General features: G+C 44.4%; 15 protein-coding genes and 1 riboswitch. Of the genes, 6 read left to right on the plus strand and 9 right to left on the minus strand.

Annotated features, from left to right (window positions below; all coding sequences use genetic code 11):
* Window positions 1–4 precede the first annotated feature (4 nt).
* Together AC58UU_RS19410 and AC58UU_RS19415 are read right to left on the minus strand one after the other, a co-directional pair.
* Window positions 5–508, minus strand: a complete 504-nt coding sequence (locus tag AC58UU_RS19410; protein ID WP_497318392.1) for an ABC-three component system middle component 4 — start codon at window positions 506–508, stop codon at window positions 5–7.
* On the minus strand, window positions 501–1,754 hold the full coding sequence (locus AC58UU_RS19415; RefSeq protein WP_497318393.1) for an ABC-three component system protein: 1,254 nt from the start codon (window positions 1,752–1,754) through the stop codon (window positions 501–503). Before AC58UU_RS19415 ends, AC58UU_RS19410 begins: the two co-directional genes overlap by 8 nt.
* Before the next feature lie 422 nt (window positions 1,755–2,176).
* On the opposite strand from AC58UU_RS19415, the gene AC58UU_RS19420 reads away from it, so the two are divergent.
* The 4 genes from AC58UU_RS19420 (at window position 2,177) to AC58UU_RS19435 (ending at window position 6,566) form a co-directional block, all read left to right on the plus strand.
* Window positions 2,177–2,488 (plus strand): tyrosine-type recombinase/integrase, encoded by a 312-nt coding sequence (locus tag AC58UU_RS19420; protein ID WP_497318394.1) that lies wholly within the window; start codon window positions 2,177–2,179, stop codon window positions 2,486–2,488.
* Between the two features lie 367 nt (window positions 2,489–2,855).
* Window positions 2,856–3,671: an SDR family oxidoreductase gene (locus AC58UU_RS19425; protein WP_497318395.1), complete on the plus strand. Its 816-nt coding sequence runs from the start codon at window positions 2,856–2,858 to the stop codon at window positions 3,669–3,671.
* 16 nt (window positions 3,672–3,687) lie between these two features.
* Window positions 3,688–5,448 (plus strand): alpha-glycosidase, encoded by a 1,761-nt coding sequence (locus AC58UU_RS19430; RefSeq protein WP_497318396.1) that lies wholly within the window; start codon window positions 3,688–3,690, stop codon window positions 5,446–5,448.
* Between the two features lie 152 nt (window positions 5,449–5,600).
* Window positions 5,601–6,566, plus strand: a complete 966-nt coding sequence (locus AC58UU_RS19435) for a cation diffusion facilitator family transporter (protein WP_497318397.1) — start codon at window positions 5,601–5,603, stop codon at window positions 6,564–6,566.
* A gap of 60 nt (window positions 6,567–6,626) precedes the next feature.
* Here the strand turns inward: AC58UU_RS19435 and AC58UU_RS19440 are convergent, their stop codons facing one another.
* Window positions 6,627–7,685 carry a LacI family DNA-binding transcriptional regulator gene (locus AC58UU_RS19440; protein ID WP_497318398.1) on the minus strand — a complete coding sequence of 353 codons (1,059 nt, stop codon included), beginning with the start codon at window positions 7,683–7,685 and terminating at the stop codon, window positions 6,627–6,629.
* Between the two features lie 186 nt (window positions 7,686–7,871).
* On the opposite strand from AC58UU_RS19440, the gene AC58UU_RS19445 reads away from it, so the two are divergent.
* Window positions 7,872–8,759, plus strand: a complete 888-nt coding sequence (locus tag AC58UU_RS19445; protein ID WP_497318399.1) for an EamA family transporter — start codon at window positions 7,872–7,874, stop codon at window positions 8,757–8,759.
* 393 nt (window positions 8,760–9,152) lie between these two features.
* Here AC58UU_RS19445 and AC58UU_RS19450 read toward each other — a convergent pair whose 3' ends face one another.
* From AC58UU_RS19450 to AC58UU_RS19460, 3 genes are read right to left on the minus strand one after another with little or no spacing between them, the layout of a single operon-like run.
* The gene (locus AC58UU_RS19450; protein WP_497318400.1) at window positions 9,153–9,959 is read right to left on the minus strand and encodes an ABC transporter ATP-binding protein; all 807 of its coding nucleotides are present in this window, start codon (window positions 9,957–9,959) and stop codon (window positions 9,153–9,155) included.
* A 3-nt stretch (window positions 9,960–9,962) separates the two neighbouring features.
* Window positions 9,963–10,772 carry an ABC transporter permease gene (locus AC58UU_RS19455; protein ID WP_497318401.1) on the minus strand — a complete coding sequence of 270 codons (810 nt, stop codon included), beginning with the start codon at window positions 10,770–10,772 and terminating at the stop codon, window positions 9,963–9,965.
* A 31-nt stretch (window positions 10,773–10,803) separates the two neighbouring features.
* The gene (locus AC58UU_RS19460) at window positions 10,804–11,826 is read right to left on the minus strand and encodes an ABC transporter substrate-binding protein (protein ID WP_497318402.1); all 1,023 of its coding nucleotides are present in this window, start codon (window positions 11,824–11,826) and stop codon (window positions 10,804–10,806) included.
* Between the two features lie 64 nt (window positions 11,827–11,890).
* Window positions 11,891–11,999: riboswitch (guanidine-I (ykkC/yxkD leader) on the minus strand.
* 159 nt (window positions 12,000–12,158) lie between these two features.
* On the opposite strand from AC58UU_RS19460, the gene AC58UU_RS19465 reads away from it, so the two are divergent.
* Window positions 12,159–12,344 carry a hypothetical protein gene (locus tag AC58UU_RS19465; protein ID WP_497318403.1) on the plus strand — a complete coding sequence of 62 codons (186 nt, stop codon included), beginning with the start codon at window positions 12,159–12,161 and terminating at the stop codon, window positions 12,342–12,344.
* Between the two features lie 381 nt (window positions 12,345–12,725).
* On the opposite strand, the gene sdhB is transcribed toward AC58UU_RS19465, so the two are convergent.
* From sdhB to AC58UU_RS19480, 3 genes are read right to left on the minus strand one after another with little or no spacing between them, the layout of a single operon-like run.
* Entirely contained in the window at window positions 12,726–13,490 is a 765-nt protein-coding gene (sdhB, locus tag AC58UU_RS19470; protein ID WP_047680827.1) for a succinate dehydrogenase iron-sulfur subunit, read from the minus strand.
* A 2-nt stretch (window positions 13,491–13,492) separates the two neighbouring features.
* Window positions 13,493–15,256 carry a succinate dehydrogenase flavoprotein subunit gene (sdhA, locus tag AC58UU_RS19475; RefSeq protein WP_497318404.1) on the minus strand — a complete coding sequence of 588 codons (1,764 nt, stop codon included), beginning with the start codon at window positions 15,254–15,256 and terminating at the stop codon, window positions 13,493–13,495.
* Window positions 15,257–15,272: 16 nt separating this feature from the next.
* Complete coding sequence (locus tag AC58UU_RS19480) at window positions 15,273–15,926, minus strand: succinate dehydrogenase cytochrome b558 subunit (protein WP_497318405.1); 654 nt, start codon at window positions 15,924–15,926, stop codon at window positions 15,273–15,275.
* Window positions 15,927–16,096 lie beyond the last annotated feature (170 nt).

Raw genomic sequence — 16,096 nt, forward strand, 5'->3', positions numbered from 1 at the left:
CTATTTATACCCCCTTAATAAACGGTTTAATTTTTTTAATTAATTGAGTTAGAGAAAATGAGCGAATTGGTGTAATCGCTTTGCTAAGTTCCTTGATTCTCAAAGAGTATTCTGTGCTGGTTTCCTCTATTAATTGTGTTCCTTCATTGGAACAAATGTAATAGTATACATCATCGTCGATTATCACCTTAATAAGTTTAAGCGAGACTAGTAACTGAATGTATCCTTTGATTGTTCCATAATCAAATAGAGATAAAATATTGGGGTATTGGGATTCAATTGTACCAAATTCATTTTCATCTAATTCTATGCCCTTTTTGCCCTCAGCCTTCAATACTTCACTCAAAACAAAAGGATTTTTAACTAAAAAATCAAATATCGCTACCTTCTCATAGGTAAGCGTAGGCTTATCATTTTTATTAACCCCAAGCTCACTAATTAGTATTAATATTCGAGCCAAACGTACTCCTAAATCCTGTTCTGGTATTATAAATGGTATCTTATTCATCTGATTTTTTCCCTTTAAACTCTTCTATATGTTCAATTGAATGATCAATTGCCCACCATATATCTTCATCTAACTTATTAGCAAGTTGATGAAGCATACCATTTTTTTGAAATGCATTGATTATTTGATGTGTCGTTGTGCTGGATAGTACTGTTCCATTCTTCTCGTTAATTCGGTTTCTAACCTCTGCAATTAACTCTTCACTATCCTTTAATTTTTTTCGCCGTAAATCCATAAATGTATCTACATATATGTCTTTAATTAATATATACAGACTGTCTAACTTTTCTTGGCTTATACCTTGAGCTAACAACGCTCTCGTAGCATATTCAGCATTAAAAAACGATTCCTTGGCACTCTTTACCAAAACATTGTGTATATCAGCTACGAGTAATTTAATTACAAAAAGCTCATTATCAAGCTGCCCTTTATCAACAAACTTTTTTAATTCCAAGTTAGTTCTTAATGATACTTCTCGCCCCAGTTGAAGTAAGTGTTTCTTTATTCCGACTATACAATTCTTATTTAATCTATCTGGTTTGGATATTGAAAAATGATCATCCTCACTAGCAACTGTATTAGTTTTTTCCGTACCCAGCGCTATAGCACTATTCTCTTTAACAATTACATCGTCTTTCCCGTAAAAACAAACAGTTTTTGGTAATATGTCTTTCTTATCTATCCATTCACGATTTAGATCATCTAAAGTATCGCTTAAAGGCGCTAAGTCAATAATTTGTTCATTTGAAAATAATAGTTTCCCCATGTTTGCCCAGTTCGATCCTTGATGCGGAGTTGCCAGTGATAAAAACAATTTTATTTTTTCTTCTGACCCCAACTCTAAGTTCCGTAAAATACAGTACTTAGAAATAAGTCCTCCCATACTATGAGCGATCAAAATGATATTTTCGTAATGATCTAAGTTCAGATTAATGCTCGAATGGACTATATCAGCTAATGAGATAATTCCTTTATTTATTGGTACATAGTTGGTTTGCCGTTTGATAATTAGCTTTAAAAAATTAATACCTACCCTTGTTTTTCTAAAATCGGATAATTTGGTATAGTATGATAAATATGCCATATCGAAATAGTCTTTAATATCATCATCTTCAAGTAAGATCTCTGGTAGTGAACGACCATCGTGCATCCACGTTTCATTCCCACTCGTAAAGCCATGAATAAATACTACAACGCTGTTTTTTCCATTATTTGAAATATAGTCAAGCACTTCTAATCCTCCCACGGATACCGAAAGTTAATTTCCTGCTTTAAACTTCTTGCATTTTTCTACAAGCCATCAACAATCCCCTTTATTGGAAATCCCTTATAATCCCATTAATATACATTATATCATTAATACCATTGTAAAAAGCTATCTCTTTATTACTTGCTACCAACGCGTCACATGCTAATTTGAATGCGTCCGTAGAAGCGCTCCCCCTATGTTCCAGATGTAGATTGCCGAGAAATGGTAAATACCGTATCCCCTCCCCTTCCAACTTGGATACAAAGGAAGGCAAGGTAACAGCACTCATCATCAGACCGCTTAAATTAGCTTGTAACAGCCGTTACGCTCTTTGGGGCACTTCTCTTTATACAAGCAAAAAAAGCCATCTCACGGATGACTTGTAAGCAGCTATAAACGATCCTCTACTCGAAGATGAGATGCGATCAGCAACAGGTAAATATACAGATGAAGGATTTTTAATTTGTACGAAATACGGACGACCACTTCCAAAGCATGACTGTCATAAACTCTGGAATAGATTACTCGTTAAAACTGGAATGAGAAAAATAAGATTTCACGATCTAAGGCATACAACAGCTTCTCTGTTGCTCTCACTAGGAGTACATCCTAAGATAGTTCAAGAACTGCTTGGACATTCATCATTTAAAATAACCATGGATTTGTACTCTCACCTAATGCCTAGCATGCAATCTGATGCCTCTAATGCATTAGAAAACCTCTTGAAATAACCCGTAGTTCCCCTTCATTTCCTATAATTGCCGACCAAAAACCGACCAAAACACGGTTTTTCGGTATTTCAGTCCCTTCTGTTCATCAACAAACCCTTATGTATCAAGGCTTTCATCCCCAGACAAAAAAAAAGGAACCCAGCCAACGGGGCCAGGTTCAAAAGTTTATATTAAAAAGGGGGTCTTGGTTATTATAATACCTCGCCAACATTATGAAACCATAACAGGAACATTTCAATTATGTTACAAATTAGAAAGCGCTTTATTTCCATGCCTTCTCCAATAATTACACCTCTAAGATTCGATCCCGCAAAGCCGGGGTAATGACCTAATAAATGTATCCTAATCATTTAGGAGGTTTTTTCCAATGACCATACAAGAACAAAACCATCCACAATCATACGATATTTCGAAGAAAGTCGCCATTGTCACGGGCGCATCGTCCGGGATTGGCTTGGCATCCGCTATACGTTTGGCTGAAAAAGGATTCAAAATCGGGCTGCTCAACCGCCCGGGCGGTGAGCTTGAAGCAGCAGTGGCCAAAGTGCAAGCTGCTGGAGGAGATGCGATCTCCTTAGAAGCGGATATTGCCGTCGAAGAAGAAGTGAAACAGGCTGTTCAAACCGTCATGGATCAATGGGGCAGGCTTGACGTACTGGTAGCCAACGCAGGGATTAACGGCGTTCTCTCTCCTATCGAACATATGGGAATAGAGGATTGGAACCAAACGATCAATATCAATTTGACTGGCACATTTTTGTGCGTCAAACATGCTATCAAGCCTCTCAAAAAGCAGGGTGGCAGCATCATCATTACTAGCTCGATTAACGGCAACCGGGTTTTCTCGAATTTTGGAATGAGCGCTTACAGCACTTCCAAAGCCGGACAAGTGACTTTCATGAAAATGGCTGCGCTTGAATTGGCGCGTTATAAGATTCGTGTAAACGCGATCTGTCCTGGAGCGATCGAAACGAATATTGATGAGAATACGGACCGCAGACCCGAGCTGGAAGAAATCACGATCCCTATCGAATTTCCCGAAGGAGATCATCCGCTCCGACATAAATCTGGAACCGCAGGTCAAGTCGCGAATCTGGTGCTTTTTCTCGCCTCGGATCAATCCGACCATATTACCGGAACATCCGTCTTTATCGACGGCGCCGAATCTTTAATCCATGGATGATAAAGGAGAACTTCCCATGCAGATCGAGAGCTTGTACCATTCCCCCCATACCAAATGGGCTTATTCCTATAACAGGGATACGTTTCATCTCCGTATTCGTACCAAAAAGAATGACGTAGACCAAGTAACCGCGGTGACGGGCGATAAATATGATTGGGAGAAATACCACAATGATTATGATATGAAAAAAATAGCAACGGATCGCTATTTTGACTACTGGGCAACGGAATTGTCGCCGGTACAGAAAAGGTTCTCTTACGCGTTTCGGCTGCAATCTGGTGATGAAACGTTATGGATGAGCGAATCTGGTATTTTCGAAGAGCAGCCCAACCCTCCCGCAGGCTATTATGAAATGCCCTATATGCATGAAATCGATGGATTTAAGGCGCCGGAATGGGCCAAATCGGCTGTGTTTTATCAAATTATGCCGGATCGATTTGCCAATGGCGACAAAAGCATTGATCCCGATGGGGTACTCGAATGGGGCGAACAGCCAACGCATAATTCTCATTTCGGAGGCGATCTGCAGGGCGTTATGGACCATCTCGATTACTTGACTGAATTAGGTGTAACGGCCATCTATCTCACTCCTATCTTTGAAGCACCGAGCAATCATAAATACGATACGATCGATTATAAAAAGGTGGACCCTCATTTCGGAGACACCGCATTGTTAAAAAAGCTGGTTGAAGCTTGCCACGCAAGCAATGTGAAAGTCGTTCTAGATGCCGTCTTTAATCATTCGAGTGTGGACTTCCCTCCCTTCAAAGATGTGCTAGCTAAGGGTGCAAAATCCGCCTACGTCGATTGGTTTCACATTCGTGATTTCCCGGTTGAAGTGAAGGAGGGTCCGCTCAACTACGTTACGTTCGGATTTTTCGCTTCGATGCCTAAACTCAACACCACGAATCCGGAAGTAAAGCAATATTTGCTGGATGTGGCTGAGTATTGGTTAAAGGAAGTGAATATTGACGGTTGGCGTCTCGATGTTGCCAATGAAATTGACCACTCCTTCTGGAGAGATTTCCGTAAAGTGGTCAAATCGGTCAATCCTGAAGCCTACATCATCGGTGAAGCATGGAGCGATTCGCTGCGCTGGCTTCTTGGTGACCAATTCGATTCCGTCATGAATTACCCATTCTCTGAACGGGTTCTGGCATTTTTTCAGTCAGATGAACCGAACGGTCTCTCTTTTGCCGAAAATATGAACCATATTCTTATGCGCTATCCGCTGCAAACGAATGAAGTTTTGTTTAATCTGCTTGGCAGTCATGACACGCCGCGTGTATTGACTATGTTTAAGGAGAATAAGGACAGACTCAAGCTCGCCGTTACTTTCCTACTCACTTATATTGGAACTCCTTGTATCTTCTACGGTGACGAAATCGGCTTGAAGGGCGCCCAGGACCCGGACTGCCGCCAATGCATGGAATGGGACGAAGCCAAACAGGACTGGAATTTATTTGAATTCTACAAGCAACTTATCCAGCTGCGCAAAACACATGATGTGCTTCGTTTCGGCCGATTCTCTTTTCTTCGGGCGGACGCCGAGGATGGCAGGATCATTTATGAACGTAAGAATGAACAGGAACATTTTACAATCTGGATGAATAATTCGGAAAATACGGCTATTCTTGCCCATCCCGTGGACGCGGAAATGGAAGTTTGGCAGGATGCGTTCAGCAGCGAGCCCGTGAAATCTGTTGATGGATTTATTCGGATGGAAATCGAGCCGTTTGGCTTTCGGATTTTATGCAGATCCCAACCGGAAACATAGTTAAACATAAGCCTGAGAAATCAGGCTTTTGCTATGCCCGACACTTGCCTCTCACGCTCTTCATACACTCTTTACACAAAATCAGTTGCACCTTTCGAAGGTCTGGCATATAATAAACTTAATTAGAATTATTATAAATAAGGAGGGACCGTATGAGTATCGAATACGACTATCACCATCTCCATCATGTTAAGGAACAGAGCAAATCCAGAAAAACGTTATGGGTGACTCTCATACTGACCGCCTTTTTCACTATTGTAGAAATTGTTGGTGGGGTGCTCTCGAATTCCCTTGCTTTGCTATCCGACTCTGCTCATATGATCTCCGACGTCATCGCATTGGGACTTAGTATGGTTGCTCTAAAGCTGGCTACTCGTCAGCCTAATGCGCGATTCACGTTTGGTTTCCTACGGTTTGAGATTATCGCTTCTTTTCTGAATGGATTAGCCCTCTGTATCATTGCTTTGGGAATTTTCATCGAGGGGATTCAACGTATCATTGACCCGCAGCCTATTCGCCTGGCTCTTATGCTTGGAATTGCCTCCATCGGTTTCGTTGTCAATCTTGTGCTTACATTGGTTCTCCATAACAGTGTGAAAGAAGAGGACAATCTGAATGTGAAAAGCGCGCTGTGGCACTTTTTCGGCGATTTACTCAGCTCGGTAGGTGTCATTATCTCTTCGATTATCATTTATTACACAGGTCTTCTCTTGTTCGATCCTCTGATTTCGATGGTTATTGGCGGCATTATTTTTACTGGTGGGAGCAAAATTATTCGAGAATCTTATCTGATTCTGATGGAATCCGTGCCCGAACGCTTCAACTTAGATGAAATTCGCAGCGAGATCGCGCGTGTTGAAGGTGTCGAAGATGTGCATGAGATGCATCTGTGGGCGGTTTCGACCGATCACTACTCTTTAACCGCGCATGTGTTCATCAATCCCAACATTCAACCTTTCTGTGTTATTCTTGCGATTAATGAAACGCTCAAAAGTAAATATGGTATCGAGCACTCCACCATCCAAATTGAACACGCCGACATTAATCCGCATGGGGATTATGGCAAAGAGTTTTTGAAACATCAAAGACAAACGAATAAAAATGGGCTTCAAATCTAATAAGCGATATGCCAAAAAGACCGCTATACTTCTCATCTTAACGAGAGTATAACGGTCTTTTCATGTTGTTGTAGACTTCCGTACAATCATCTCCAAATCAATCATCAGCTCGTGTCCGTGAATATGCGGCAGGTGCTCTTCCAGCATCTGTGTATTCTCCTCATCCAAGTCCTCACCAATCTGCTGCATCAGAAAAGCGGCTACTAAGCTCGTTTGCAAATCGACAGGCATGTCGAAGCTTGTGATAGAGGGAAAGCTGGCCTTAGAAAACAGTTCATTGTCCATTCCAATCAACTGTACATCCTCTGGCACGCGAATACCTCGCTCATGACACACAGCTAGAAGCTCCAACGCCAATGCATCATTGAAGGTGTAAATGCCGATAGGTCGCTGCTCGCCGCTTATACGCAGAGCTTCCTCCAGTGTACCCTCGATACCGAGCTCTCCCGCATCCAGAAGCGCATGAACCGTCAACTCGGCCTTATCGCCTAGCCCTGCCATAAACCCTTGAATACGCTGCTCATTCGCCCCCATCCCTTTACGCCTGCCGGCATAAATAATGGAGCGACAGCCGTTCGCCAGGAAATGCTGGACAGCTTCCGTCGAAGCCTTCGCGAAATCCAAATTAACCGCCAGTTTGACGATGTCGCTAGGCCAGCCCCAGCCATTAAAGATAACCAGCGGCGTGCCCTCACCGACTAACTGCTGGGTCGATTGCATACTCATCGCTAAACCATGGCTTACTAAACCGTCTACTCTTCGCTGCAGCAAGTGCTCCAGGTGACGCTTCTCGATCACTGGATCCATACCCGCTGCTGAAAATACGGATAAATGATAGCCGAAACTATGTACCTTCTGCTCCAGCTTCTCTGCAAATCGGCCATAATAACCGCCGAAATGCGGTATGATAAGGCCCAGCTCATAGGATCGACGCCGACTAAGGTTCGTTGCCATCACATTGCGACGATAACCCAGCTGTACAACGGCTTCCTCCACTTTGCGTATCGTCTCCAGCGACATCGGCACCTTTCTCCGATTCAAAACATTGGAAACCGTCGCAATGGAAACGCCCGCTTCGGAAGCAACATCGACTATGGTGGGCTGTTTACTTCTCTTCATAGGAAATCCCTCATTCTTGAAATACTATAACTCATTTTATCGATAAGCAAATCGCTCGTCAAATTTCGATAATCTGTGCATTCCTACTGCAATTCGCTATAATGAATAGATTCGTGTATTCGAAAAATCAATTGCTTGGGGATGCATGCAGCCCTATGAAAAGAAAACGTAAGGAGTTCACACATCATGTGGTTTATTGCTGCAGTCGGCAGTGCCGTACTATTTGGTCTAACCGGCTTTTTTATGAAAGTGAGTCAAATGCGCCAAGGTTCCACACCGCATCTATTGCTCGGACTCTATCTCACAGGAACACTTGGCTTCGCTGTTAACAGTCTATGGGAAGGCTCCCTCTTCTTAGACGATTGGCGTGTTTGGTTAGCTGGCATCATCATTGGCGTGGGGTCAGGCTGGGGGAATGTCGTGTTCATGAAGGCGCTCAAGAACGGTCCGGCTAGTTTGACAGCGCCGCTAATGAACTTAAATATTTTGCTAGTCATACTCATGTCCGTCACCATCTACGGTGAACACATACATAGCACGGAAGCCAGCGGCATCGTCCTGCTCATTGCTTCAGCGGTACTTGTATCCATAAAGCTCAAAGAGCCTCTCACAATCAAAGAGAAGAAATGGTTCGCACTCGTTGCGCTCGGCGGACTTCTGTTCTTCTTCCGCAACGGCGGCTTGAAAGTTACTGCCGAACTAGAGTTAGCAAATACGCCTATTCTATTCATCAGTTATCTGCTCTCCGTTATTTGGTTCGCCATAGCCGCAGCCAGCCACACCAAGAAGCAGCAAAAGCCTGTCCAACAAGGTCTCATAGCTACATACGATACATTACCAAGTCGCACAGGACTTCTATGGGGACTGCTTTCTGGCTGCTTCTCTTACGGTGGCCTTCAGCTTTACTCCATCGCGCTGCAAACGGGACCGGGATCCATCGTCGCGCCCATTTTCTCTACCTATGGACTTGTCGTCGTTGTCGGCTCTGTTCTGGTTTACAAAGAACGTCTTACCCTCTTGCAAACCATTGCCCTATTCCTTCTTTTTGCCGGTCTTATCCTGGTCAAACTATAGCGTCTAGCTTGTTTTTTGTACGTAGATCCGTCTGTAGTCTGTGGTCTGCTCCTGCTGCTCCAGGATTCACAATTAACTGCAATTTGTACATCTATATTTCAGGTTGAGCGTACTCAGGATGGATTACTTGCAAAAAGTGCAGCTAATTTGCCCCATAAGGTTTAAAACCCTCATTTCCCGGGGTTTTAGATGTAGGAAATGCAGCTATTCCACATAATATGGTGATTTGAGCACAATTAGCTGATCTTTTTACATCTAAGTCTGGTAGCGGAACTGTGGTTGGGGATTCTCCGAGGGTCTGCCGTCTGCACTTGCCGTCCTCTAGGGAAACCACACTCCCCACCCCAAACGCAAAAAAACTCGGCCATTAAAGGCCAAGTCTCTTTCAATTCCTTACTCCTCATGATCCCCGATAAGCGAAATAATTTGCTTCTTCAGCTTAATAAATGACTCCGTATCTTTACACTCCAGTGTCTCACGAAGTCCTTGCGGAATCACGATTTCTTGGCGAATCCTTCCTGGGTGCGCCTGCATCACATACACGCGCTGCGATAAGAAAATCGCTTCTTCGATGTCATGAGTAATGAAAACGACGGTGGTTTTTTCCTTTTCCCAAATACGCAATAACAGCTCCTGCATCGAATTCTTCGTCTGCGGATCGAGTGCGCCGAATGGCTCATCCATCAGCAGAACTTCCGGATTGTTCGCCAAGGCCCGAGCGATAGCGACCCGCTGCTTCATACCGCCCGAAAGCTCCTTCGGCAGCGATCTGGCGAACTTCGTCAACCCGACAAGCTCCATAAAGTGATCGGAAATAGCCCTCTTTTCGAATAAAGGAACGCCTTTGAGCGTCAGTCCGAACTCGATATTCTCCCGCACAGAAAGCCATGGGAATAAGGTGTACGACTGGAATACCATCCCACGGTCAGCGCCAGGACCATCAATCTCATGTCCAGAAATGCTCAGCGATCCAGTCGTCATCGATTCTAATCCCGCAAGGATCCTCAATAAAGAGGACTTACCACAGCCTGACGGACCTACAAAACTGACAAACTCATGCGCATCCACATGGAAAGAAACGCGATCCAGCGCAACAAACTGGGATTTCTTTGTGCTATACACCTTCGTTACATCCGTCGCCATAATTTTACTCACAGCTACAGCTCTGTCATCATAGGGCTCCATATTCAAAGCATGCATGATTTAACGCCCTCCTTCCAACCACGGGAAAAATCTGCGGTGACAATAAGCGAATGTGCGATCCGTTATTAATCCAAGCAAGCCAATGGCGATAATTCCTACGAAAATCAAATCCGTATTGAGGAACCGCTGCGCTTTCATAATGGAGAACCCTAGTCCACTGCTAGCCGCAACCAGCTCAGCTACAACGAGATATGTCCAAGCCCAACCGATAATTAATCGCATGGTGTTCATTAAATCCGGCAGTAGAGCAGGAATAAGCACCCTCTCGATTACTTGCCAGCGGTTCGCACCAAGAGTATAGGAGGTTTGAAGCAAATCATTGGATACCGAACGTGTATTATCGGCAACCATCAGCATGAGCTGGAAGAAGCATCCGATGAAGATGACGATCACCTTCGCCCATTCACCAATCCCTACCCAAACCATAATGAGTGGGATGAAAGCCGTCGCAGGCATATACCGGATAAACTCTGTCGGAGGAACAAGCAGCGCTTCAGCGAAGCGAAACGTACCAGCCAGAATGCCAAGCGGAATACCCAGTAAACAAGCAAGCAGAAAGCCCGCCCCTACTCGAAAAATACTTATGCCAACATGGTTCCAGAAGACAGAACTCTGAAGTTGAATGGCAAACTGACGAAGTACTTGATCCGGTGTAGGTAAGAATGTACGATTTACAAAGCCGCCATAGCTGAGCACACTCCAGAAGAGCAAAGCTATCACAACAATGAGAACGACACCGGATGTGTAGGTTCTACGGCTAATATCGCCCCGTATGGCAAACAAAGTTGATTTGCGCTTTTTTTTCACCATGGTGTCCATTTAGAGCCCCGCTCTCCAGTTGTTATTTCTTACGTTCCTTCAGCACTTCTTCTACAAAGTGTCCATCTAAGAAGCTTTCCGCCTTCGGAATGGAAGTCAGCATATCTAATCCCTTCAAGAACTCGGCCGTCTTCTGCGAAGTGAAATGTAGAGATTCTAAGTTATCACCCCTTTGGAAAGCTTTCACATTATCTTCAAGTTGGAAAATTTTCACGCTATCCACACCAGCTTTATATTCATCAACCGGCGTCTCAGCCGCTTTGGCCATAATTTTCAATGACTCTTCAGGATTGGCTTTCCAGTAATCCAAAGCATCGAACCAAGCGTTAATGATTTTTTTCACATCTTCCGGGCGGTTCTTCGTTATTTCTTCTTTGAAAACTAGCAGATCAGGGATAAGTCCTGGTGTATCTTTGGATGAAAATAATAGCTTTCCTTTGCCCTCTTGAATCGCCTTGCTTAGGAATGGCTCCCAAAGTATTGCGGCATCCAAATTGCCTGAAATGAAAGCAGGTCCTGCATCGTTAACCGTCATATTCGTATAAGCAACATCTTTCTCGGCAAGCCCTGCCTTTTCAAGTGCGGTTAGCATCAGAAGGTGATCCACCGTCCCCAGCTCAGTAGCTACTTTCTTACCCTTCAAATCCTTCAATGAATTAATGTTCGGCTTCACAACAACACCGTCTCCGCCATTGGAGTTATCGTTCACCAGCACAGCCTTGAGTTTAATCCCTTTACTTGCTGGAGCAAGCGTATCACTTAAAGTTTGGCTGTTCGCATCGACTTTTCCAGACGCCAATGCCGATAAGGAATCGCTATAAACCGGGAACCAAACGAGATCAACATTAACCCCGTTTTTCTCAAAGAGCCCCTTTTCCTTCACTAAATACCACACAAACCAACCCGGCCATGGACTGAGTGCCAATTTAATCGGTTCTCCGCTTTTTCCTGTTGTCGTGCTGGTTGCCCCTTTGCTCATACACCCGCTAACTACTGTAAAAACCAATAGCAACGCCATCATCAGAAATATCACTCTTTGTCTCATTCCGATCTCCCTCTCCATTTGTACTGGTAAAAAGAAAAACCCGGAACGATATCATATTCTGATATCCTCCCGGGCTTTTATCCCTCCGTGTGCACGATGAAGCTCACCGTGTGTCTTCTCTTGGACCTGACCAACAGCCTTCATTCTGTCGCGGAACCCTAGAAAACAAGTTTGCTATGAGGTTGGTACTTCGATGTCCTACATTTGTCTTAATCATACTTACATCCGACTTATATGTCAATATATATAACACAAATAAATAAAATGGTTGTCAAAATAGCTATATGTGTAATAATATATAACATATAGATCGAAAAATGGAGGTGTATACGATGTACTCGATTCATTTCCACATCACGATGTTAGATAATCAGCCTGTTCTACCTAAACCTGTTGCATTAACGGGGGTTCCTGCTTCAGTGATTCAAGAAGGACACCCCCTATCCGAGCATCCTCTCCTGATTTCCCCTATAGATAATCAAGCAGCCACCCAAGCTGATAGCCTGCCCGCTGACTAGCCTCATAATTCTACGAAGACCATCATGGCGATTCTCCTGATGGTCTTTTTCTGTGCATCGGGAATACCATAACCTCACATGAGCATTTGTGGTTACAGATGTTGTATTTACTGCAACAATTCCCACTCCAGAAGGTTATTTGGTGGGTTGAAGTTGTATTTTGTACAACATTTTGAGCCTATTTGTTGCGAAACGGTCTATTTCAGGCCCATATTGTTGTACATTATGCAACAACGAAGGGAGCGAGGCGCAATATAGGCAGCAATTGTTGCACTTTATACAACATCATCCATCGATAGTCTGTATGCATACTTCTGGCGTAAAAAAAAGCCCGACACCCTGCAGATCAGGGTATCGAGCTTTATCCATATTAGGCGAAGTTTACACGCCTAACCATTTTTTGAACATATGTTTCGTTGTATCTGCATTCAGTGCTGCGATTGAAGTCGTCAGCGGGATGCCTTTCGGACAAGAGCGTACACAGTTCTGCGAGTTACCGCAGCCTTCGATACCGCCATCTGTCATCAACGTATCCAGACGCTCGTCTTTGTTCATTTCACCCGTTGGATGAGCATTGAACAGACGAACTTGAGAAAGCGCGGATGGTCCGATAAAGGAGTTCTTGTCATTCACGTTCGGACAAGCTTCAAGACAAACGCCGCATGTCATACATTTGGAAAGCTCGTAAGCCCATTGACGCTTCGACTCTGCCATACGAGGTCCAGGTCCAAGATCATACGTACCGTCAATCGGAACCCATGCTTTGACTTTCTTCAAAGCCGTAAACATGCGTCCACGATCGATAACAAGGTCACGCATAACAGGGAAAGTGCTCATTGGAGCTACGCGAATCGGCTGCTCCAACTTATCAACAAGAGCCGAACAAGCTTGACGCGGCTTACCGTTGATAACCATGGAACAAGCTCCGCATACTTCCTCGAGACAGTTGGATTCCCAGCATACAGGAGTCGTCTTGTCACCTTTGGCATTCTTCGGATTACGCTGTACCTCCATCAAACCGCTGATGACATTCATATTGGAGCGATAAGGAATTTCAAATTCCTCGGTATAAGGTTTGGAATCTGGACTCTCTTGACGAGTCACGATAAACTTCACTGTCTTTTGTGCGCTTAGTGTCTCAGCCATGATTAATGTCCTCCCTTTTTCTTCTCCGTGGAGTAGTCACGTTTCCGCGGTGCAATCAAAGATACATCGATTTCTTCATAGCTGATTTTCGGGCCATCTGGCGTCCAATCGGCAATTGTTGTTTTCATGAAGTTCTCATCATCACGCTCAGTGAATTCTGGCTTGTAATGCGCACCGCGGCTCTCGTTACGCAGCAAAGCGCCAAGTGTCATCGCTTCAGCCAACTCGAACATGTTCCAGAGCTGACGAGTGAACGCAACCCCTTGATTGTTCCAACGAGCTGTATCTGTGATGTTGATGTTGTTGTATCTTTCTTTCAAATCCTTGATCTTACCAATCGTATCTTCGAGACGATCATTGTAACGAACAACCGTCATGTTGGCATTCATCATGTCGCCAAGCTCTTTATGCAGAACGTAGGCATTCTCTGTACCGTTGTTCATTTTGAGCAAGTTCTCGTAACGGTCTGTATGACGTTTCTTCTCGCGATCATATACGATTGAGGAAGTATCGTCAGCGTGCTTCTCTAAGCCGCGGATATACTCAACCGCTTTAGGACCGGAAACCATTCCATCATAGATAGCTGAAACGAGTGAGTTCGCTCCGAGACGGTTCGCACCGTGATGTTGATACTCACACTCACCAGCAGCGAATAAACCGGGAATGTTCGTCATCATGTTGTAATCAACCCAGATTCCGCCCATGGAATAGTGAACCGCTGGGAAAATCTTCATCGGAATTTTACGCGGATCGTCGCCCATGAATTTCTCGTAGATTTCCATAATACCGCCAAGCTTAATATCAAGCTCCTTCGGATCTTTATGAGAAAGATCGAGGTAAACCATGTTCTCACCGTTAATACCAAGCTTCTGGTCTACGCACACCGAGAAGATCTCGCGAGTTGCAATATCACGTGGCACCAAGTTACCGTATGCCGGATATTTCTCTTCGAGGAAGTACCAAGGCTTCCCGTCTTTATATGTCCAAATACGTCCGCCTTCACCACGCGCAGATTCAGACATCAAGCGAAGCTTGTCATCTCCGGGAATCGCCGTTGGGTGAATTTGAATCATTTCGCCATTCGCATATTTAACGCCTTGTTGGTAAACAGCACTTGCAGCCGTACCTGTATTAATAACCGAGTTCGTTGTTTTGCCGAAAATGATACCAGGACCGCCTGTAGCCAAGATGACCGCGTCGGATGGGAACGTTTGAATTTCCATGCTCCGCAAATCTTGAGCTGCAATACCACGGCACACGCCATCATCATCGAGAACGGAACCTAGGAACTCCCAATGCTCGAATTTTGTTACAAGACCAGCTGTTTCCCAGCGGCGTACTTGCTCGTCAAGTGCGTACAAGAGCTGCTGCCCTGTAGTAGCGCCTGCGAATGCCGTACGATGATATTTGGTACCGCCGAAACGACGGAAATCCAGAAGACCCTCTGGTGTACGGTTGAACATAACGCCCATACGGTCCATTAAATGGATAATACCTGGAGCCGCGTCGCACAAAGCCTTAACAGGTGGTTGATTTGCTAAGAAATCTCCACCGTAAACTGTATCATCAAAGTGCTCCCACGTGGAGTCACCTTCACCCTTCGTATTCACCGCTCCGTTAATGCCGCCTTGCGCACATACGGAATGGGAACGTTTAACAGGAACCAAGGAGAACAATTGCACATGTACCCCGGCCTCTGCTGCCTTAATTGTCGCCATGAGTCCCGCAAGGCCTCCACCGACGACGATAATTTTTGAATTAGCCACTTCTGTTCACCCTCCCTTAATGCCCCGTATGCGCTTCTACCGGAAGCTGAAATTGCGTATCTGTAAATGCAGTCAAAGACATAATAAACATCACGGACATGACAACGAATACGACCATCCAAATAATGGAAGAAATACGTTGCGCACGCGGCCCAATTGTAATCCCCCAGCTAACCAGGAACGACCAAAGTCCATTACAGAAATGGAACGTAGCGGAAACGATACCTACTACATAGATCGTGAACATAACCGGATTCGTCGCAATATCATGCATCGTTCGACCAAGCTCTTCATGCGCAACATTACCTAAGGCAACCTGCAAACGAGTCTCGAACAAATGCCAAGCAATGAACAAGAAGGTAATGACACCAGTAACCCGTTGAAGCATGAACATTTGATTGCGGAAATAACTGTAATTCGACACGTTATTTCGTGCTTGATACGCAACGTAAAGTCCATAAACTGCATGGTAAAGAAGCGGAAGCCAAATCCCCACGATTTCCATGAGCAGCACCAATGGCAAGCCATTTAACCAGTTAATTTGATCCACGAACGCGCCTGGTCCCTTAGTTGCTTCATAGTTCGTGAGCAAATGCTCAATAAGAAAGAAGCCCACAGGAATTACGCCAAGCAAAGAGTGGATCTTTCGAAAGTAATACGAATTACCCATAATTGAACCAATTCCCCCCTCATAAAAATTCATTCATCATTTATCCGACATGATCAGACAAGACAAGCCACATATCATTCTACTCTCGCCGCAAACGAGCGTCAACCCATAATCATCCAAGCCTATTTTGCCAAATCAGTGAATGATTATACACCTTCGTCCAAGAAATG

The sequence above is a fragment of the Paenibacillus sp. JT22N1 genome, from assembly GCF_059692155.1.